The 20,269-nt window shown below is 34.2% G+C and carries 18 protein-coding genes; 10 read left to right on the top strand and 8 right to left on the bottom strand.

What is annotated here, in order from left to right:
- Entirely contained in the window at window positions 1-831 is an 831-nt protein-coding gene (locus E0F89_RS16585; protein WP_131910831.1) for a universal stress protein, read from the bottom strand.
- Between the two features lie 177 nt (window positions 832-1,008).
- On the opposite strand from E0F89_RS16585, the gene mnmE reads away from it, so the two are divergent.
- The 3 genes from mnmE to E0F89_RS16570 all read left to right on the top strand — a co-directional run bounded on the left by mnmE (window position 1,009) and on the right by E0F89_RS16570 (window position 4,344).
- On the top strand, window positions 1,009-2,409 hold the full coding sequence (gene mnmE / locus E0F89_RS16580; RefSeq protein ID WP_131910830.1) for a tRNA uridine-5-carboxymethylaminomethyl(34) synthesis GTPase MnmE: 1,401 nt from the start codon (window positions 1,009-1,011) through the stop codon (window positions 2,407-2,409).
- 232 nt (window positions 2,410-2,641) lie between these two features.
- The gene (locus E0F89_RS16575) at window positions 2,642-3,205 is read left to right on the top strand and encodes a helix-turn-helix domain-containing protein (protein WP_225872934.1); all 564 of its coding nucleotides are present in this window, start codon (window positions 2,642-2,644) and stop codon (window positions 3,203-3,205) included.
- A complete protein-coding gene (locus E0F89_RS16570) occupies window positions 3,202-4,344 on the top strand; it encodes a site-specific integrase (protein WP_099715403.1) in 1,143 nt (380 codons plus the stop codon). Before E0F89_RS16575 ends, E0F89_RS16570 begins: the two co-directional genes overlap by 4 nt.
- Window positions 4,345-4,803: 459 nt before the next feature.
- Here the strand turns inward: E0F89_RS16570 and E0F89_RS16565 are convergent, their stop codons facing one another.
- From E0F89_RS16565 to E0F89_RS16540, 7 genes are all read right to left on the bottom strand, one after another.
- Window positions 4,804-6,000: a hypothetical protein gene (locus E0F89_RS16565; protein ID WP_131910829.1), complete on the bottom strand. Its 1,197-nt coding sequence runs from the start codon at window positions 5,998-6,000 to the stop codon at window positions 4,804-4,806.
- Window positions 5,981-6,973 (bottom strand): nucleoid-associated protein, encoded by a 993-nt coding sequence (locus tag E0F89_RS16560; protein WP_099715401.1) that lies wholly within the window; start codon window positions 6,971-6,973, stop codon window positions 5,981-5,983. Before E0F89_RS16560 ends, E0F89_RS16565 begins: the two co-directional genes overlap by 20 nt.
- A gap of 31 nt (window positions 6,974-7,004) precedes the next feature.
- Window positions 7,005-9,842, bottom strand: coding sequence for a type I restriction endonuclease subunit R (locus tag E0F89_RS16555; RefSeq protein ID WP_131910828.1), 2,838 nt, complete (start codon window positions 9,840-9,842; stop codon window positions 7,005-7,007).
- Between the two features lie 40 nt (window positions 9,843-9,882).
- Complete coding sequence (locus E0F89_RS16550) at window positions 9,883-11,187, bottom strand: Fic family protein (protein ID WP_099715399.1); 1,305 nt, start codon at window positions 11,185-11,187, stop codon at window positions 9,883-9,885.
- Window positions 11,188-11,345: 158 nt separating this feature from the next.
- Window positions 11,346-11,498, bottom strand: coding sequence for a hypothetical protein (locus E0F89_RS17200; protein WP_165930061.1), 153 nt, complete (start codon window positions 11,496-11,498; stop codon window positions 11,346-11,348).
- Between the two features lie 50 nt (window positions 11,499-11,548).
- Complete coding sequence (locus tag E0F89_RS16545) at window positions 11,549-12,616, bottom strand: restriction endonuclease subunit S (RefSeq protein ID WP_099715397.1); 1,068 nt, start codon at window positions 12,614-12,616, stop codon at window positions 11,549-11,551.
- Window position 12,617: 1 nt separating this feature from the next.
- Window positions 12,618-14,210 (bottom strand): type I restriction-modification system subunit M, encoded by a 1,593-nt coding sequence (locus E0F89_RS16540; protein ID WP_131910827.1) that lies wholly within the window; start codon window positions 14,208-14,210, stop codon window positions 12,618-12,620.
- An 834-nt stretch (window positions 14,211-15,044) separates the two neighbouring features.
- On the opposite strand from E0F89_RS16540, the gene E0F89_RS16535 reads away from it, so the two are divergent.
- The 7 genes from E0F89_RS16535 to E0F89_RS16505 all read left to right on the top strand — a co-directional run bounded on the left by E0F89_RS16535 (window position 15,045) and on the right by E0F89_RS16505 (window position 20,126).
- Window positions 15,045-15,422, top strand: coding sequence for a single-stranded DNA-binding protein (locus E0F89_RS16535; RefSeq protein ID WP_099715395.1), 378 nt, complete (start codon window positions 15,045-15,047; stop codon window positions 15,420-15,422).
- A 45-nt stretch (window positions 15,423-15,467) separates the two neighbouring features.
- Window positions 15,468-16,541, top strand: a complete 1,074-nt coding sequence (locus E0F89_RS16530; RefSeq protein ID WP_099715394.1) for a DUF932 domain-containing protein — start codon at window positions 15,468-15,470, stop codon at window positions 16,539-16,541.
- 94 nt (window positions 16,542-16,635) lie between these two features.
- Entirely contained in the window at window positions 16,636-17,172 is a 537-nt protein-coding gene (locus tag E0F89_RS16525; RefSeq protein WP_099715393.1) for a PRTRC system protein E, read from the top strand.
- A 17-nt stretch (window positions 17,173-17,189) separates the two neighbouring features.
- On the top strand, window positions 17,190-17,408 hold the full coding sequence (locus E0F89_RS16520; protein WP_099715392.1) for a PRTRC system protein C: 219 nt from the start codon (window positions 17,190-17,192) through the stop codon (window positions 17,406-17,408).
- Between the two features lie 17 nt (window positions 17,409-17,425).
- On the top strand, window positions 17,426-18,601 hold the full coding sequence (locus E0F89_RS16515; protein ID WP_099715391.1) for a hypothetical protein: 1,176 nt from the start codon (window positions 17,426-17,428) through the stop codon (window positions 18,599-18,601).
- Window positions 18,598-19,320, top strand: coding sequence for a PRTRC system protein B (locus E0F89_RS16510; RefSeq protein ID WP_182651731.1), 723 nt, complete (start codon window positions 18,598-18,600; stop codon window positions 19,318-19,320). The genes E0F89_RS16515 and E0F89_RS16510 overlap by 4 nt, the downstream gene beginning before the upstream one ends.
- Window positions 19,320-20,126 (top strand): PRTRC system ThiF family protein, encoded by an 807-nt coding sequence (locus E0F89_RS16505; RefSeq protein WP_131910826.1) that lies wholly within the window; start codon window positions 19,320-19,322, stop codon window positions 20,124-20,126. The genes E0F89_RS16510 and E0F89_RS16505 overlap by 1 nt, the downstream gene beginning before the upstream one ends.
- The last annotated feature ends 143 nt before the right edge of the window (window positions 20,127-20,269 follow it).

Here is a 20,269-nt window from a genome sequence, read left to right as displayed (position 1 = left end):
TTACTCATGAATAGCCAAAATAGGAATATCGATATGAAAAGCCAATTTTTTTGAAAGGCTGGTTTGGAATAGTTTTTCGAAAAAATTCCTGCGGTACACATGCATTGCAATCATATTAATTTTATGCAATTCAATAAAATTTAAAATAATACCTTCAACGTCGTCTCCTTTGATGGTATGAAAGGTAATATCATGGTTTTCAACTAATGTATTCCAATCTTTCATGTTGTCGTGTTTGTCATCATGATTTGGCGGAACTACACGCAAACAATCCGTGTGCGCCTGAAAGATGTTGGCAAAAGCCATCACTCTCATGAAAGAATCAATATCTTCCGGTTTATACTGCGTAATAAAGAGTATTTTTTTTATTGGCTGATATTTACATCGTTCCGGTATAGCCAAAATTACGGCTTTTACATCATTCATCACTTTAGTTGCCACTGTACCCAGAAAGGTTTCTTTCAGTCCGGTTGCCCCTTTGGTTCCCATCACCACAAAATCGATATGTTCTTGTTGCGTGATTTTTTGGATTTCATGAATCAGATTACCCAAAATTAAGGCGTGACTTATTTTGATATGTCCCAAATTATTTTCTTCAGCAATCCTTCTTAAAATTGGTACTTCATCTTTATAATTTTCAAAATTGCTTAACTCGGTAACATCATAAATTTCATGCAAGTATTCCGCCACATTAATGTAGTTGGCTTGCGGCAGCTGATACACGTGCATCGTAATGATTGCGGCATTTATCGAGTCGGCCAGTTTTAATGCGTAGATGAATGCGTTATTGGAAACATCCGAAAAGTCGGTGGGAAATAAGATCTTTTTCATGGCGTATTTTACTTAATTGTTAGTCCATTATTTACATAAAATTACAACAAAAAAATAATTAATATGTATAAAATTCTCATAGAATCACTTTTAATTGCAAATAAAGATACTGGTTTTAAAAGGGAATCTTGCAGCGTTACAAGTTTTACTTACTTTTGCATAAAATTGATTCAAAAAATGATTCCAAACGATTCTATAGTGGCGTTAGCAACTCCTTCGGGAGCTGGAGCAATTGCCGTAATCCGAATATCAGGGCACGACGCCATTACTATTGGTCATTCTGTTTTTAAATCTGTGAAAAAGAAGGATTTAACGTTACAAAAAACCCATACATTACATTTAGGACATATCATGGATGATTCCAAAACATTGGATGAAGTCCTGGTTTCTATATTCAAAGGCCCTAATTCTTACACGGGCGAAAACACTATCGAAATTTCCTGTCATGGTTCTATCTATATCCAACAACAAATTATCCAATTATTACTTCGAAAAGGCTGTCGCATGGCCGATCCGGGCGAGTTTACGTTACGAGCTTTTTTGAACGGAAAACTAGATTTATCCCAAGCAGAAGCTGTTGCCGATTTAATTTCGTCAGATAATGAAGCGTCACACCAGATTGCAATGCAGCAAATGCGAGGTGGTTTTTCTAATGAGATATCCAAATTGCGAGAAGAACTCTTAAATTTTGCTTCCCTGATTGAACTCGAACTCGACTTTGCCGAAGAAGATGTTGAATTTGCGGACCGAACGCAATTTCACGAATTGCTAAACAGAATTGAGTTTGTACTGAAACGTTTAATCGATTCGTTCGCGATAGGAAATGTGATTAAAAATGGAATTCCTGTTGCTATCGTGGGCGAGCCCAATGTAGGTAAATCTACGCTACTGAACGCTTTGTTGAATGAAGAACGCGCGATAGTTTCGGAAATTGCAGGAACGACACGTGACACCATTGAAGATGAATTAGTGATTGGCGGCATCGGCTTTCGATTCATTGATACGGCAGGAATCCGAGAAACGGAAGATGTTGTGGAAAGCATTGGCATCAGAAAGACTTTCGAAAAAATAGAACTGGCACAGGTTGTTTTATATTTGTTTGAAAGTTTAAAGTTTAAAGTTTCAGGTTCAGATTACATTATCGAAATAGAGAAAATTAAAAATAAATATCCGCTAAAACCATTAGTTATTGTAATCAATAAAGTTGATTTAATTTCGAACGAAGAACAAGATGCCATTATTAAACAGCTTGAAACTTTAAACGTAGAACAAATTTTATTGAGTGCCAAAGAGAATATCGGAGTTGAAGATTTAAAGAATCAATTACTCTCGTTTGTAAATACCGGCGCTTTGCGAAATAATGAGACAATCGTTACCAATACAAGACATTATGATTCCTTGCTTAAAGCTTTGGACGAAATCCAGAAAGTAAAATACGGACTGGAAACTAACTTGTCCAGCGACCTGATGGCGATTGATATTAAGGAAGCTTTGTTTCATTTTGGGACCATTACCGGACAGGTAACTAATGATGAGCTTTTGGGAAATATTTTTGCTAATTTCTGTATCGGAAAATAGGTTTCACAAAACATCACAAAATAAAACAAAGAATCCCAGTTAAAATGTCATAAAACGGCATTTTAACTGGGATTCTTCTTTCTGTTTATTTAGCTTTATTTGCAGATAGTTTGTTCCTTTTTGTACCATTATTGTACCACGAAAATAATTTTCCTTGTTGGATTTTTTTTTGGCGAAATTATGACACACAGAGAGACACATAGACACAATGGGACACAAAATTAGTCACATTATGAGTTCTAACATTGAGGTTATCAGAATTTGTGAGCACTGCAAAAAACAGTTCACAGCCAGAACAACGCGCACACGGTATTGTTCGCACATTTGCAACAGCCGTGGTTATAAATCACTGGTACGCAAAGGAAAAGTAGAAAAAAGCAATAACGAGATCGTTCAGCTTTTAAACACAGATTTGGAAAAAATAAAGCCTCTTGAGTTTTTAAAAATTACTCAGGCAACCCTTCTTTTTGGAATCAGCAGAAGTACGCTTTACAGGTTAGTTAACAATGGACAGCTGGACATTGCAAAGTTTGGCAAACGAACTGTTATCCGCAGATGCGATCTTGAAGCTTTTTTTGCAATTCCTATACAGGATGTGACCTTGAAAACTGGACAGCAATTTCCTGGTTTTGACAATTGCTATACTATAACGGAAATTCAACAGAAGTATAATATTTCTTCAGGAGCGCTCTATCTATTGATTCAACGGCAGGGTATAGTAAAATATTCCGTTGGAAAATTCACCTGTGTATCCAAACAGGATATTGATATAATTTTTAATGCTGCGGGAAGATGAAAAATATAAATGTTACGCTAAGAAAAAGGATGCTGCCAAGTGGTAAGATTACACTATATCTTGATTTTTTCCCTCCGGTTTACAATCCTAAGACTCATAAACTTTACCGTAGGGAGTATTTAAGTTTATACCTCGTTCCTAAACCAAAAAATAATGTTGACAAGACTATGAATTCTGAGAATCTCTATAAAGCTGAAATTATCTGTGCAAATAGGTTTAATGAAGTAAATAAGTCACAGATCTACAATCCTTTTGAGTTAGAGCAACTTCGTCTTAAAGAGATTGGCGAAAAATCATTTCTGCAGTATCTCAAGCTTGTTGCAGAGCATAAAACGGGTAATAACGGTGATATCTGGACTTATGCCATTATCCACTTTGAAAATTTTCTTAAAAATGAGGATTTACTGATACAGGATATCGATGTGACTGTTATAGAAGATTTTAGGGAGTATCTCTTAAAGGCAAAATGTATCAGGAAAAAGGGTAAGTTTTTAGCTCAGAATACAGCTTTAACTTATTTCAATAAGATCAAAGCTACTCTTCGAAAAGCTTACAAAAAAGGATTACTTCAAACGGATGTTAATGCTGCGGTTGAAAGCATAAAGGAACAAGAGTCTCAAAGGAATTTTCTAACCATGGAAGAAGCTGTAAGGCTATTTAAAACCCCTTGTAAAAAGGAAATTGTAAAACGTGTCAGTCTTTTTTCTCTGCTCACAGGCATGCGCTATTCCGATATATCAAAACTTACATGGGAAGAAGTACAATACAGTAAAAGTGAAGGATATTACATAAGATTTAAGCAGCAAAAAACTGATCGACCAGTAACCCTTCCTATATCCCCCGAAGCATTCGAGTTTTTAGGTGAAAAAGTGGATCAATATAAGAGAGTCTTTTATGATTTAAAAAAATGGGATGTTGACCGGTTGCTGCCTATATGGGTTAACGACGCATCAATTGAGAAACATATTACATTTCATTGCTTTCGTCATACGTATGCAACATTGCAGATGGCAGCAGGTACCGACATTTTTACGGTATCGAAAATGCTGGGGCACAAAAACATAAAGACAACGCAGATATATACAAAAATCATCGATGAGAAAAAAAGAGAAACAACTAATAAAATTTCATTTAAATAATTTTTTTTAAAACTGGTTAAAAAAAGAAAATGAATTCTTAGCTTTTACTTTAAAGTGGCTTTGAAAGCCACTTTAAAGTCGAAGGCAAATGGTTTATATTGCAGATTTTTTATAAAAACGGACAAAATGCTGCGAGCGAGGATTTAAAGACTACATTTTTTTTCTTGCAGGCTTTTTTATTTTTCCCGCAACTATCAAAATTTTTAAAAGTGCTCAAAATTTAAATGGCAGTATCGTAGCATTTTACCATTTAAACAAAAAAATATCTAAATTTTCTTACAAAATAAATTAAACCACTGATTTAAAATATATAAACTAGACCAACGACTTAACTGAAGAACGTCATAATTATATATTTATAATTTAAAAAATTAAATTATGATAGAAACTATAATACCATTCAACGAAGCAAAATATGAGTGCTATAGTCATTAGCACTTTGTATCTAATAAAAACCTTTTACAAATAAATACTTATATCTAAGAATATATAAGAAAACACAATAACTGTTAGGGCAAATATTGATATTGTAACTCCTTTCACTATCAGTAATTTATTTCGTTGTTTTTTTATAGAAACCTTTTTAAGACTTTCTAATTTTTCTTTAATAGGCTTAAGCACAATAACTGTACTAATCAGATTAATAAATTCGTCAATATCTTCTTCAATTGCATCTATTGATTCTTTAATATTTTTTAGTAAAATGTACCATATCAAAACAAAAAAAAGAATTGATAATATTAGAATTATGACGTTTTTGAATATTAACAAACCGCTATAGTCAAAGTAATTCAATAATAAAATAAAGCCTATTGGGATTCCAAAAATATATCCTGATACTTTACTTATTGAATCATAGATACGATCTAATAATTTCTGAAAATGTTCATTTGAAGATGTTTTAATTTTCTCAAATGAAAAACCAGCCAGATATAATTTATAGCTTTTATTATAAGAATTTAGAATAGTTTTCCAATTTTTAACAATTGTCAAATAATCACTTGAATTGCACTCTATAAAATTCACCAATTCATTTACAAATAATTCCTTTTTGTCTTTATGACTTATCGGGTCTAAAAATTCCTTTTTTAATTCCTGAAATCCTTCTAATTCAGAAAAAAAATCTAAATCTTGAATTGAATATTTTATATCAATTTCAACAATACTATTTGAAATCCTGTAAAAATAATATTTCAGCTGATTTCCTATTAGATGATGAGTATGAGATAATGAATTTAAAAAATCAATAAGTTCGATGTTTTTATTGTAGTTATTAACTATTTCATTTACAACTGCTGATTCTTCTGAATAATAATCATTTTCAGCAATGTAGAATAACTCACTTTTTAATTTAAACTTATTACCATTTAGAAAATCATTTACCGTTTCAAAATAGCAATTAATATTCCCTGTTCTTATGTCCAAATAAACTTGTTGGTTGATAAAATTAGGAATGTCCTCCTTCATTATACTCTTCATTTCATTTGGTTCACCAACGCTTAGTATATCGATTATTTCACTATCAAGCAATGAATCAAAATATTCAATATTTGTTTCAGTAATAACAAGGAAACCTATTGTAGAAATTGAATCAGCACTTTGTAAATCTATAAGTCTTCTAACCTGAACTACACTATCAAGAAGTTTTTTCATCATCAAAAGCTAATTTTATCAATTCATCTGGAACATCGTTGATAATAATTTGATTACCTATGTGTGTTATTTTATTTGTTTTAATCAATGATTTATCAAAAAACAACGTATATCCTTTTTCAACAATTTTAGTTCTAACAAAAGAATCAAAATCAGTTTTTCTATGAATAGCAATTTTACCACTAACTTCTAGTTCTTTTTCTTTTATGAAATCTAAAAAAGCCTTTGGTTCTTGGTCATTAATAAGAGAGGAAATAGACTCTAATTCAGCATCTTTTTTTTGATCAAAACAAACATCGAAATAGGCTTTAAATTTGTCTTTAATTTTATCTTTTTCTAATGCTTTTATATTTTTTTCAATAAAATATCTATTTGTAGCATCCTTTAGCTTATCAAAATTTTCTTTTGAAGAAGTAATGTCAGTAGAGCCAATAAATTTAATAAAGTAATTGGAAACTGCTCTTGTTCCTTTAATAAACGATAGGTATAAAATATCTTTATCTTGCCATCTTTTAATATTTAATCTATTAGCTCTGGCTAATTTTTCAACATCAAGAGTCATCAATTTTTCAATATCTAAATTTTCGTCATCCACTGTGAATTGTGCAGCTTTATCAAGCATTGCTGTAATCAAAAAATCAACATTTTTCTCAGTATAATGCACAAAAACGACATATCCTCCTGTTGTTGTTGGTATATCTATCGCTCTTTCCAGAATTTTCATTGATTCTTGAGTAAAAGCCAAGAAATCTCCATCATTTAGATAAGATTCAACCTTTTTTTGAAATGGATAATTATCAGGATCGTCTTGAAAAGTTCCTTGAGTTGGATTTTTTGAACTGTAGTTTTTAATTAATTTTGTTACAAATTCATTGACAGTTGCATTAATGGGTAACAACTTATCAGAGCATTTTAAAGATGCTTTTCCTTTTAGTTCTTTTATTATATGGTGAAATACTATATTTACTACTGTCATAAATTTTTATTTTACACAATCAAATTAAATATTAATCATTAAAAAACGTGTCGATAAAAGTAAGAAATTTATTTAGAATAGTATCACCTACTTTTGATCTTTGTAAAATAGAGGGTTGATGTTCTAATACTTCCACTACTTCTTGTTTGGTGGGGATTCTTTGGGTGAATAAATAATCTTCTGTTAGTTTTTTTAGCTTGTCCGCATTTATCTTTTCATCTTGTACAAATTGATTGAAGGCTTTTTGCTGTTCTTCGATCATAAATGCTGCATAACCTTCCTCTATTGAAGCATCTTCAAGTAATGGCAAGTTTTCTTCAATGAAACGTTCTATCAATTCGCGTTTGCTGCGCAGTTTGACATCTCCTGCAACGATATCTAGTATTTCTTTTTGTCTGCGTTCTTTTTCCTCTGGGTTTGTTGCTTTTAACTTGGCTAATAATCCTAAAATATAGGTTACTGTAATATCATCACGATGAATCAATTCTAGTTCAAAATCGACTTCGTTAAGTATGGAGGTTTTTTCTTTTTTACCTTTATCAGATAACTCCAAGTATTTCGATTTATAGTTATCAAATTCTTGTTCTCCTAAAACAATATCGTCAAAAGTAAAATCTACAAATGATGCAATTATGTTTTTTAACCGGATAATTTCACGAAACGCTTTTACAAATTCTAGCTCTTCGTCTTCGGTATATAAATCATCAACTGATTCAAAAGTTGGAGTAATTGCTGTTAAATTATCGTAAGCTTCATTAATTTCTTTAACGTAGGTTTCGTATGGTTTTAAGATGATAATTTCTTTAGCCTTTTTATCTGAAAATAAGGCAATGGCATCATCAGTGGCTTTTTTAAGATTCCTAAATACGACAATATTTCCTTGTGATTTTTTATCACCAAGAATTCTATTGGTTCTGGAATAGGCTTGAATTAAACCGTGGTATTTTAAATTTTTATCTACAAATAGGGTATTCAATGATTTACTATCAAATCCTGTTAGGAACATATTAACCACAAATAAAATATCTACTTGTTTAGAACGTACTCGTTGTGCTATGTCTTTGTAATAATTGTAAAAGGATTGACTGTCTTTTGTAGTCCAATTGGTTTTAAAGGTTTTGTTGTAATTTTCTATATAACTTTCTAGCTTATCTCTTTTATGATAGGCATTATAAACTTCTTCCTTTTCTGCTACCTCATTAAAATCTTTACTATCATAATCGTCTGTATCGCTAATCATTTCGTCATTGGCACCGAAACTAAAAATTGTAGCCATCTTTAAATCATGTTTACCCTCTTCTTTTAATTTAAGGAATAGATCATAATATTTAATCAGCATGTCTACGCTACTCACGCAAAACATAGCCGTAAACGTTTTGTTTTGCGTTTTAATGGGATGTTGCTGAATGATATAATTGGTAATCTTTTCAATGCGGTCTTTGCTTTGTAATAATTCTTGGGTATCAATTGCTTCTACTTCAATGTCAATTTCATTTTGCGAATTCTCACGCTCTTTATACTTCCCTACATACTCCACAGAGAAACGCAATACATTGTCATCTTTTATCGCATCGGTAATAACGTAACTATGCAATTGCTCACCAAATAAGCTTGCCGTGGTTTGGTTTTGCTTGTTTTTAGACGAGGCATTTTCTGCAAAAATAGGTGTACCGGTAAACCCAAACATTTGATAGTTTTCAAAATATTGGGTTATCTTTTTATGCGTATCTCCAAATTGAGAGCGGTGGCATTCATCAAAAATAAAGACAATTTTTTTGTCTTTTAGATCGTCCATTGTTTTAAGATGGTGTTCTCTCGTAATAGCATTGTACAATTTTTGAATCGTTGTTACAATAAGCTTGCTATTGCTTTCTTTGAACTGTCGTACTAAGTTGGCAGTATTATTAGTTGGGTCAATACAATCTGGTTTGAAGGCATTGAATTCTTTAGCCGTTTGGTAATCTAAATCTTGTCTGTCTACACAAAAAACTACTTTATCCACCTTTGGTAATTGTGACAAAATTTGACTGGCTTTGAACGAAGTTAATGTTTTACCTGAACCTGTAGTGTGCCATATATAACCGTTGTGGTTGCTGTTTTTTACCTTGTCAATAATACGTTCTACGGCATTAAATTGATACGGACGCAATACCATCAACATTTTATCAGAATCATGCAATACGGTGTATTTCGTAATCATTTTAGATAAATGACATTTCTCTAAAAAGGTATTGGCAAAATCCTCTAATTTAGAAATACGTTTGTTGTTTTCGTCTGTCCAAAAGAAGGTTTGTTTGAAATCGGGTTTTTTGTTTCCGAAATTGCTGAAGTATTTAGTATTTACGCCGGTACTAATTACAAATAATTGCACATAATTAAACAACCCAGTATTGGCTGAGAAAGAGTGTTTTTGGTAGCGGTTGATTTGATTGTAGGCTTCTTTTAATTCTAAGCCCGTCTTCTTTAATTCTATTTGCACTAAGGGCAAACCGTTAATTAAAATGGTTACGTCATAACGGTTTTTATACGTCCCTTCAACCGTGATTTGATTGGTTACTTGATATTGATTTTGACACCAGAAATCCATATTTAAGAACTCCACATAAACCAATTCGTTATTGTCATTTTTGAAAGCAAACTTATCGCGTAGCAATAACGCCTTTTCAAAAACATTGTTAGACTTGGTTAAGTGGTTTAGTATTTGCTTAAAATCCGAATTAGAAAACACTTTGTTGTTGTGTTTTTCTAATTGCTTTTTAAGATTGACTAGTAAATTATTTTCATCTTTAATAGTTACTTTATCGTATCCATTTGAAGCTAATTGGTTGACTAGATTTTGCTCTAAAATTAATTCGGATTGTGATGTCATGTTATATTAATAGTTCGAGATTCTTTACAAATCTCGAAGTTTATTTAATTTTATATTTGGTTAATAATACTAAGAATTTTTCAGAACGCACAAAGTTTTGTTTCACTTTATTGACTTGAATTATATCTAAAAAGTCAAGATTTACGAGACCTAACAAATCAGTTCGTGCTGTAAAATTTGATATTAAAAATCTATTCTCTACTTCTTTTACAGTAAAAATACTTTCTGGTTCATCGTATAGTATTTTTAATAATTGCGCTTGACGTTCATTAACATTTGGAATTCTAACAAAACTTGCAATTTGTAAATTTTCTTTTTGTTTCAGTTGAATATATTCTTTTAATGCTTCGAACGATTTGTCCATCACCTTTAAATGATAGGTCATAAAGTAAGTCAAATCATTGGCATCTGCTTCGGTATATAAATAGGCTTTCTCGTACTGATTTTTAGTATCCTGAATAATCTTTGAAATAGATAAATACTCTGTAAGCCAATATCCTTTTTTTAATAAATACCAGTAAAACAAGGCACGCGCCGTTCTACCATTTCCATCTGTAAAAGGGTGAATGTAACCAATCATAAAATGAATAGTAGTTGCTTTAAGGATAGGGTGCATAAAAGTTTCTTTACTATCAGCATTAAAAAAGTCACATAAGTCTTTAATTAATATTTCCAGTTCTTTATGGCTAGGAGGTGTATGCACGACTTCGCCATCAATATGATTGACAACTTGTACATCATCAGATATTCTAAATGCGCCTTCCTCTTTTTTATCGTCTAATGTATCACAAGCAATTAGTCCGTGAACGTATAACAATTTTTCAGGGGTTAAATCGTCATTGCGATTTTGTGTGATGTGTTTGATTGTAACATAATTATTTACAATCATTTGTTCTGACTTGGTCTTTGGTTTTACTTCTTTACGAAGCATTTCTTTAGCTTTTTTACGGGTAGTATTGGCTCCTTCTATCTGGCTACTAGAGATAGCTTCTTCCATAATAGCACTTACCAAATATCTAGTTTTATCAGCATCTGGAACAACATTATTTGCTCCCATATAACCACCGATATTCATATCAAAATAGTGAAGTATTTTTTGAATATAATCAGTAGTCACATAATTAAATTGATAACTACCAAAAGAGATATTTTTGTAATTTACCGCTCTTGCCATTTTTACGGCAGACCAAAGTTGTATAGGATCTAAATCTAATATTTTTTTATATTTTACTTTATCCCAATATAAATACTCGTTATTAATTTCTTTTATCTTAACAACCACATCTGGTTTATTTGCCAGTGCAAATATTTTTTGATTAAAAATCATTTTCGGTGCATCTTCCATCTTAACAGTATTATTAAAGAGTTCAAATATAGTAAATACTTCGAGATTATTGATAAATCTCGAAGTATTTACACAAAAATTTGCTGCAACAATACATTTTTATCATCCAATTTTTCAATTAGATTTTATTCTAATAGTATTTCGGATTAGGATATCATTTATTTATCATCGTATTTAACCATAGCCTGAGCAAAATATTTAAATACTGTCAATTTTCCAGAATCTACAGCCAATGCAATTCCTCCTAATGGAAGATATCCCTCTTTAATCTTGTTTAAAACCTCAATTACTAGAAACTCTTTTGATTCCATTTCTAAAATAATGTAATCGATAATTTTTTTATTTTCTATAGTGTTTTTATTTACACAAACATTTGCTGTAACAATCCTTTTTTATATTCTTGGGTATCTTGTATTTGATTGGAAACTAATGCTATTTTTTCATCAATGGCTGACAGGAAATTAGCTATTTTGGTTTGTTCAGCAACTGAAGGGACGTTTATTAAAATTTGTTCAATTGTACTTTTAGACAAACTTGGTACACCGGAAGCTTCATTATGTTGTTTCCAATTTATACTTTGAAAAACATAATAAACAAATTTTGGTATTGATTCTATAAAAGTATGAGTATAAAATAAAGTATCTACAGTCCAAATATCTCCATTATAATACATTGGTTTATCAATTGTACCTTTACGTCCAATGCAAACAGTTTCGCCTTGATGTAAAAAACTATCTACAAATGTCATTAAACCACCTGTACCAAAAACAGGTACATTTCCATAATTCAAATGTTTATAATCTCTACCACTACCAATTGTAAGTATATTTCCGATACTTTTCTCTTCCCAATCCTCAAAATCCTCACCATTATCATCTTTAAACCTGATTTCTTGGTTGAAGATTTTTTGCATGATACCTTTTTTGTAGTCTTCTAAAAGGGCTTTTTTTTCTTTTAAAAGGTTTAGTTTTTCATCTACTGATGAAAGGAAATTGGCAATACGGGTTTGTTCTTCAATTAGCGGTAATTTAATTTCAATTTTTTCAATTGTACTTTTAGATAAACTTGGCACGCCCGAAGCTTCATTGTATTCTTTCCAATTAATTCTTTGAAAAAGATTATATATAAATTTAGGTGTTGAATTGATAAATTTATTAGTGTAAAATAATGTATCTACTGTCCATATCTTTCCATCAAAATACATAGGTTTATCTATCGTTCCTTTTCTTCCAATACAAACTGTTTCACCATCGTATAAAAAATCATTAACATAATTCATTAAACCTCCTGTACCAAAAACAGGAACATTTCCTTTCTCTAAATGTTTATAGTCTCTACCGCTGCCAATTGACAATACTTCTTTAATCAATTTCTTATTCCAATCTCCTTTAAACTCTGGAAACCTTAATTTTGGTTGTACTATTTCCATATTAAAAAGGGGTTTTAATTTGGAGTTCACTACAAAAGGCAGCAATGGTTTTGTCTACTTCATTCATTTTTAAATCAATGCTTTGCAATTGATCAGCCACCGCATTTAGATCAATAGCGATCGCTTCTTCAAATGTGTTTACATACCGTGGAATGTTCAGGTTGTAATCATTAGCTTTTACCTCTTCGAGAGTTGCTACGTTAGAATATTTGTCTATTACGGTCCTGTTTTGATAGGTTTCAATAATTTTATCAATGTCAAATTCACGTAGTACGTTTTGATTTTTTACTTTTTCAAAATCATTACTGGCATCAATGAATAAAATGTTTTCTGGGGTTTCTTTGCATTTTTTCAATACCAAAATACAGGTTGGAATACTCGTGCCATAAAACAAGTTAGACGGTAAACCAATAATGGCATCAATGTAGTTGCAGTCTTCAATTAAATATTTACGAATGTGTCCTTCGGCAGCACCACGAAACAATACGCCATGCGGTGCAATACACGCCATAATACCACTATCGTCTAGCTGATGCACCATGTGTTGGATAAAAGCAAAATCAGCTTTGGTTCCAGGTGCTAGTCTGCCGTATTGCGAGAATCGCTCGTCATTGGTAAAAATAGGATTGGCAGACCACTTTGCTGAGAATGGAGGATTGGCTACGATGGCATCAAACTTAAAATCTAAGTGTTGTGGTTTTTCGAGCGTATCTTCGTTTTTAATATCGAACTTATGATAATTTACATCGTGCAAAATCATGTTCATTCGCGCTAAGTTGTAGGTCGTACGGTTTTGTTCTTGTCCGTAAAAATGTCCAACCTCTTCTACTTCACGAGCTACGCGAAGTAGAAGCGATCCGCTACCACATGTTGGGTCATAAACTGATTTTAACTTGCTTTTGCGAGTTGTAACAATTTTGGCCAAGATACTCGATACTTGTTGCGGTGTGTAAAATTCACCTGCTTTTTGTCCGGCACCTTCTGCAAATTTTGCAATTAGGTATTCGTAGGCATCACCCAAAACATCGCCTTCGGTATTGTCTAAATCAAAATCAATTTCGTCAAGGGCCGTAAGTATTTTTACAATAACATCGTTACGGTCTTTGGTGGTACGACCAATTTTAGTTGAGTTCAAATCGATATCATAGAACAGGTTGTCAAAATCGTCTTGACTCTCAGATCCCATGGTACTTTTTTCGATAGAGTTTAAAACGTTGGCTAAATCTTCGAGAATAAAAGTGCTTTGAATTTGCTCTTCATCGTCTTGATTAATAACCTTTGCATTTCCTTTTTTTGCAAGATTTGTAAACAGTTCGGATGGTTTTAGAAAATATCCTAAGGATTCAACAATGGCTTCTTTTAAAGCTTCTAAAATAGCTTTACCATCAATACTATTTTCGTCAATAGTATTAAACACAATTCCATCTGGCTTTAGGAACTCATTGGCTTTTTTTTCTAATTTTTCCGAAAGGTATTTGTAAAAGATAAAACCTAATATGTAGTCTTGAAATTGATTGGCTGATATTTTACCTCTTAGGATATTGGCAATCGCCCATAATTGGGTTTCTAAGAGTTTCTTTTGTTCGTCTGACATTGTATTTTTTTGACTTTTTTGAATATTGGCTAAAGTAGTTATAAACTTATATACGGTAAAAACTTATTTTTCAATTTTCTTATAAAATCCTGCATACAATTTCATACGATTTTATGCTAAAAAATGCTGGTCAATTTAACCGGTTTTCTACCCAAGAATCAAACTTACTTTTAGACAGGTAACGATGGAAAATTCATAAAAATAGGGCTTGATAAACACTCTTTCAATCCCTTATACTAAATCTTCCATGTCCTCGTTGCGCTACCGCTCCTATTCCAAATCAATTACAATCTTTTCCCACGGCAACTTAGATCATTTTATGCATACCTTATTATTTCAAAGCTCATCCATAATGGTAAAATAATTAATGCGGCTTACAGATTGAGTATACTAAATCCAATGGATGGGTCGGTAATTGAGCTAGGATATTTAATCCTTTGTCAAATTTTAATCTCATTTGCATTTGTCTAATACAAATCATCATTACTTCCCCTTCATTTTTGTATTCAAAAACCAGTATGCTTTTGTCTTATTTCAGGAGCAAAGGTAACTCCGTGTTCTTAACGAAATAGCAAGGCCTGGTCCTTCAGATTTGATAAAAAATCTCCACCCATCCAGGTTGTATTTTTTATCAAAGCCTTGCTATTGCTAAACACTCACCTTTTTATGCTCATGAAACAAAACATAGCATACTCCGGCTCTTTAGACGAATAAAAAAAATGTCAGCAATGAGAAATAAAATATTACAAATGGATTTGATGAAACAAAACAGCACCTCCTCACATTGCCGAATAAAATTTCAAAAAAAATTAATCACTAAAAATCGTAGAAATTATGAACATCACAGGAAGAGTGACAGCGGATGCGCAGGTACGCAACGTGTCCAACAGCAAAACAGTAGTAAACTTTTCGGTAGCCATCAACGACAGCTACAAAAACAAAGCGGGTGAGCGCATAGAGCAGACAACGTATTTCGACTGCGCCTATTGGCTTAGTCCAAAAGTAGCGCAGATACTCACAAAAGGCACGGTGGTAGAACTGACAGGCAAAGTGAGTGCAAGAGCGTGGACAGGCAGTGACGGACAACCACACGCAGGACTGAACTTCAACACCTCGCAAATCAAGCTTCACGGGGGCGGTAAGAAAACCGAAGCGGAACAGGCTTCTACAGGAAACAACAATGACGATACAAAGGACGACCTCCCGTTTTAACAACGAGCATCTAAATAATTTTTAACAATTTAAAATTTTAAAATCATGGCACATAATATCAATTTTAACAGCGAAACAGGACGTTATTCATTCTTTAGCGTAAAAGAAAAAGCATGGCACGGATTGGGGCAGATTGTGGAGCAATACCCAACAAGCGGAGAAGCGATAAAACATGCAGGATTAGACTATGAAGTAGCTAAAAGCCCCCTATTTACAAAAGGTTCCGGCATTATCGAAACGGCTAACGGCATAGAGATAGGCAACAGCGAATTGGAAGTACCTAACTATTTCGCCAACATACGCACCGATAACAATGCGGTATTGGGAGTAGTCGGCAAGGATTACCACATTGTACAAAACCGTGAAGCGTTCAATTTCTTCGATGCCATTGTAGGCGGTGACGAAGGCATATTATATGAAACCGCAGGAGCATTGGGCAACGGGGAGCGCATTTTTATCACCGCAAAACTGCCCGACTACATCCGAGTAGGCAATGGAGACGATGTTACCGAAAAGTACATTTTTTTGACTACTTCGCACGATGGCAGCGGAAGCATTACCGCAGCATTTACACCTATCCGAATCGTATGCCAAAACACCCTTAATGCTTCGCTTCGTTCGATGAGTAACGTGGTACGCATCAAACATACTTCGGGAGCAAAACAGCGTTTGGATGATGCTCACAAGGTTATGGGATTGGCAAATACACTGAGCAACCAATTAGAGGGCATATTCAACCAATGGGCTAAAGTAAAGGTAACTGACCAAGAGGTAAAAAAGCTAATCCAATTATCGCTTTGTCCAAATAAGGAAACATTTGATTTATTGAAAAAAGGTGCGGAAGATGAAGTTTCCACCTTGTTCAAAAACACAGTAGAAGATGCTTTTACCTACGCTATGCTTAGTGATACACAGCAGATGGAAACAACCAAAGGTACTTTGTTTGGAGCGTATAACGCCGTGACAGGATACTATCAGAATGTACGCAATTACAAAGATAATGAAGCCAAGCTACAGAGTATTGTAATGGGTGGTACGGCACAGCTAAAAACCCAAAAGGCTTTTGAACTGTGTACCTCTTTTGCAACAGAAGGAGCGGAAATCTTAAACCTTAATTAAATACCCTTAGGCTACCGTCTTAAATGGTGGTAGCCTTTAAAAAACTTTATAATGTGAAGACATTAAAAAAAATGGACAATTAAATTTTAGAACGATGAACACAAATTTTTTCAATCAGATAGCACAAATGGACATACAAGGAGATTTGCACCTAACCATAGCAAAGGGAGCAGAAAACAACCTTATTGTATCGGTTATTCTCCAAAACGAACAATGCGGAGATACTGCAAAACAACTGATACCTCCGCTTAATTTAAGGGGAACAGCAGATGAATTGGATGAGGGATTTTTTCAGCAGATAGCAACACCTTTACAAACCGCTTCGGGTTTAATGGTAAATATGGAAGCCTTTATGAAACAGTTGGAAGAAGCTAAAAAGCAATCGGCAATGGAAAAGGAAAAAGGCGAAAAAGAGAAAAAGGAACAGGAAGCCAAAGACAAGAAATTTAAAGAGGGAATGGCAAAAGCGGATGAATTGGAAAAAGAAGGCAAATTCCGTGATGCGTGGATGAAAGTACCCGAAATTACCGACTACCCCGAAAAAGCGGACGAGATACGAAAACGCAAATCGGAACTATCAAACCAATTTTCTTCAACAGGTCTGTTTGCGACAGAGCAACCTAATGTTTAATACAAAATCCAAGAGTTATGTTATTAGCAACACAGTTAGAAAGAGTATTTATACTTAAAGATAAAGGACAGGACATCAGACTGACCGACCCCGAACCACGTTGGAGTGTGGAAGCGGTATTGAATTTTTACGCCAATACGTATCCCATACTAACCACGGCAAAAGTATCTGCCCCTATTATCCGTGATGATAGGATAGAATACAAATTGGAAAGCGTAATGGGAACAAAAGGTTAAACCAAAAATTAAAAACGATGAACTATGCAAAGCAATATCCTATCGGGAACTATCAGCATACCCGAACAAAAAACACAACGGCAACTGCACCGACAATTGGGCGAGTTCGCACAATGTATGCAGAGAGCCAAAGACACAAACGAAGTACAGAAAGACAAACAGAAATCCGTACCGATAGCAATGCTGCCAATGGTTTTCTAAAGTGTGCGTTTCTGCCAAAACTCAAAACAGTTCAATCCGTACAAGCTTGTAAGAAAACAGCAAAAATAGAGAGGGATTTTTACAAGTCCCTTTCCCAACTTGCAGAACATTACGGCATTGAACCGTTACAAACGAAAGATTATGGCTATCCCTATAATATAGCTTTGGCTATGTGGGATGCGGAAAACAAGTTAAAAAAGAACAATGTCAATTGGGATAATTTACGTTTGGTACAGGATAGTAAGAAAACATTTTTTACAAGCGAGGAACGATACGGCACAGGTACAACCCTGTACTATATTCCAATTGTTCCACTCTTTCAAATGCTCAATGACCCAAAGCGTAAAAAGACGGCTCAATTGCTCGTTTCGGTTTGCAGTTATCTGTATCATATTGCCGATATACCCTATTACAGACAGGAAAACAGCTATCTGTATTGGATGTACGAAATGATGAACGATTGGATTGAACAGGATGATTATACCGAAGAAACAAATAGCTGTATTGCAGAGATTGTAAAAGCCGAATGGATAGGCGAACGGATAGAACAAAAACTATTCAACCGTATCAATTTACAGATATTTGAACAACGCTTAAGACACTTTAAAAGCCGTGATACATTCGACTTGGAATGTCAAAAAGTGGCTTGCGATGCCTTTGTTCTCTATACGCAATATCCACACGAGAGCATTTTTCGAAACGCTCCAAGACCCGAAGTAGACCCCTATAATGATGAGAATGACTCCGAAACCGTTGGAATGGAAAAGTATATCTCCTTTATAGCAGATACCACAGGTTGGCTGTATGAGAGGCTTACCGACAGCATTAACAATGAGTTTAACGAGTATGGAGCAATGGAAGAACCTACTATTTGCAAACGCTTTGACGGAAGCAACATAACACAAACCAATCTTGATTTTGAGAACCGTTTATTTGCCCTTTTGGATGAACTATGCACACTATTATATGACTATAAAACCTCTAGAAAATGAACAACATAAATGACATAACTGAGAATTTTGGAACGCTTTACCACCCAAAATCCGCATTGGTTTTTTATCAAACCAAAGGAACGAATACCAATATGTACGTGGAGCATTTTGATATGGACAAAAACGGAAATCCTGTCAATGCCCATCCATTGACCGTAAATGAAGCTAAAGTGTTAGCAAAGGCGTTACACACCGACAAAGAAAAGGACAAAGCCTTTTTAAAGCCAAAAGGAATTTTACCGACCAATATATTGCATATCAATCCGAGCGAAAAAGGCACGGTACTTTGGTACACCAAAGCACAGAAACAGCAATTTTATTTTGTGAAGGGTTTGGGCATACCCAACGGCAAAGCACATGTACCATCAATGCTTTGGTATGCCAGTAAAAACAGCCTAGCACTATTTGCTATTACTACTGACAGAAGACCAACAGAAAATACACCATTGTATTTTGCTCCTTTCTTCAACATTTATGAAGACGGTAAAGTGTGTATGGGAACTGTAAGTATAGACATTAAAAATTCCGCTTCCGTGGAGGAATTTATAAGTGCTTGGGAAGACTACTTTTTTAATAGCTATTTCAGCCATCTATTAGGAGAACACAGTCCCATAAAAGGGAATTGCGTAAGCCTTTGGAAAAAATTGATTGAAACTAGCGAAGCCTTTCCTAATGATGTATTGAAAAAGAACAACAAAACCATTAAAAATCTATTGTGATGAATACCGAGAAACTAAAAGTACATTTTACCGATAACTATCTGATAAGCCCTACCAATCCCATTACGGTAAACTTAATCGGTGCAGGTGGGACAGGCTCAAAGGTTCTGACCGCTTTAATGGAAATGAACCACAGCTTAATCGAATTGGGACACGCAGGCTTACGTGTCCGCCTATGGGATGATGATACTGTAACCAATGCCAATTTAGGAAGACAGCGTTTTGCAGAGAGTGAAACAGGCTTGTACAAGTCCGTTGCACTAATCAACCGTGTAAACCGCTTTTCAGGGACGAATTGGAAAGCCGAAACCGCAAAGTTTGAAAAGGACAGTTCGGGCAGAATACCCGAAGAAGCACAGGCAACTATTTACATTACCTGCGTGGATAATGTACAGGCAAGGTTTGGCGTTGCTGAAATACTGAAAGAAATAGGCAACCGCAGACACCACAGGGACGAACCGAAATATTGGCTGGATTTTGGCAATAGCCAGCATACAGGACAAGTGTTGCTGTCTACCATAGGAAACATTCATCAACCCAATTCGGAGAAATACGAAACGGTGGCAAGCCTGCCAATGATTACCGAAGAATTTGGAGAGTTATTAAAGCAGTCCGAACAAGAGGATGACACGCCAAGCTGCAGTTTAGCAGAAGCACTTGAGAAACAGGATTTGTTTATCAATTCCTCTTTAACCCAAATGGGATGCTCCCTTTTATGGAACTTATTTCGGCATGGTATGACACCGTACAGGGGATTTTTTCACAATCTAAAGGACTTTCGCACCCATCCCATAAAAGTCGCCTGATAGTCAAAATCGGGCGGCAAAAAGACACTCCCTTCCGATGGTCGGGACAGTCTTTTTGCGCCAAATCGGTGCAACCACTTTACCAAAATGCACCTTTCGCACTTCCTCACTCCGCATTTTACCAAACAGGTTGGAATCTTATT

Origin of the sequence: Flavobacterium caseinilyticum (genome assembly GCF_004349085.1) — a bacterium.
Taxonomy (GTDB): Bacteria; Bacteroidota; Bacteroidia; order Flavobacteriales; family Flavobacteriaceae; genus Flavobacterium; species Flavobacterium caseinilyticum.
Note: the sequence above shows the minus strand (reverse complement) of the source record. Positions and strands in the feature narration are given on the sequence as shown.

Excerpts from the sequence above, each read along its gene's own strand:
- E0F89_RS16585 (WP_131910831.1), bottom strand. The coding sequence starts at position 831 with ATGAAAAAGATCTTATTTCCCACCGACTTTTCGGATGTTTCCAATAAC.
- mnmE (WP_131910830.1), top strand. The coding sequence starts at position 1,009 with ATGATTCCAAACGATTCTATAGTGGCGTTAGCAACTCCTTCGGGAGCT.
- E0F89_RS16575 (WP_225872934.1), top strand. The coding sequence starts at position 2,642 with ATGAGTTCTAACATTGAGGTTATCAGAATTTGTGAGCACTGCAAAAAA.
- E0F89_RS16570 (WP_099715403.1), top strand. The coding sequence starts at position 3,202 with ATGAAAAATATAAATGTTACGCTAAGAAAAAGGATGCTGCCAAGTGGT.
- E0F89_RS16565 (WP_131910829.1), bottom strand. The coding sequence starts at position 6,000 with ATGATGAAAAAACTTCTTGATAGTGTAGTTCAGGTTAGAAGACTTATA.
- E0F89_RS16560 (WP_099715401.1), bottom strand. The coding sequence starts at position 6,973 with ATGACAGTAGTAAATATAGTATTTCACCATATAATAAAAGAACTAAAA.
- E0F89_RS16555 (WP_131910828.1), bottom strand. The coding sequence starts at position 9,842 with ATGACATCACAATCCGAATTAATTTTAGAGCAAAATCTAGTCAACCAA.
- E0F89_RS16550 (WP_099715399.1), bottom strand. The coding sequence starts at position 11,187 with ATGGAAGATGCACCGAAAATGATTTTTAATCAAAAAATATTTGCACTG.
- E0F89_RS17200 (WP_165930061.1), bottom strand. The coding sequence starts at position 11,498 with ATGGAATCAAAAGAGTTTCTAGTAATTGAGGTTTTAAACAAGATTAAA.
- E0F89_RS16545 (WP_099715397.1), bottom strand. The coding sequence starts at position 12,616 with ATGGAAATAGTACAACCAAAATTAAGGTTTCCAGAGTTTAAAGGAGAT.
- E0F89_RS16540 (WP_131910827.1), bottom strand. The coding sequence starts at position 14,210 with ATGTCAGACGAACAAAAGAAACTCTTAGAAACCCAATTATGGGCGATT.
- E0F89_RS16535 (WP_099715395.1), top strand. The coding sequence starts at position 15,045 with ATGAACATCACAGGAAGAGTGACAGCGGATGCGCAGGTACGCAACGTG.
- E0F89_RS16530 (WP_099715394.1), top strand. The coding sequence starts at position 15,468 with ATGGCACATAATATCAATTTTAACAGCGAAACAGGACGTTATTCATTC.
- E0F89_RS16525 (WP_099715393.1), top strand. The coding sequence starts at position 16,636 with ATGAACACAAATTTTTTCAATCAGATAGCACAAATGGACATACAAGGA.
- E0F89_RS16520 (WP_099715392.1), top strand. The coding sequence starts at position 17,190 with ATGTTATTAGCAACACAGTTAGAAAGAGTATTTATACTTAAAGATAAA.
- E0F89_RS16515 (WP_099715391.1), top strand. The coding sequence starts at position 17,426 with ATGAACTATGCAAAGCAATATCCTATCGGGAACTATCAGCATACCCGA.
- E0F89_RS16510 (WP_182651731.1), top strand. The coding sequence starts at position 18,598 with ATGAACAACATAAATGACATAACTGAGAATTTTGGAACGCTTTACCAC.
- E0F89_RS16505 (WP_131910826.1), top strand. The coding sequence starts at position 19,320 with ATGAATACCGAGAAACTAAAAGTACATTTTACCGATAACTATCTGATA.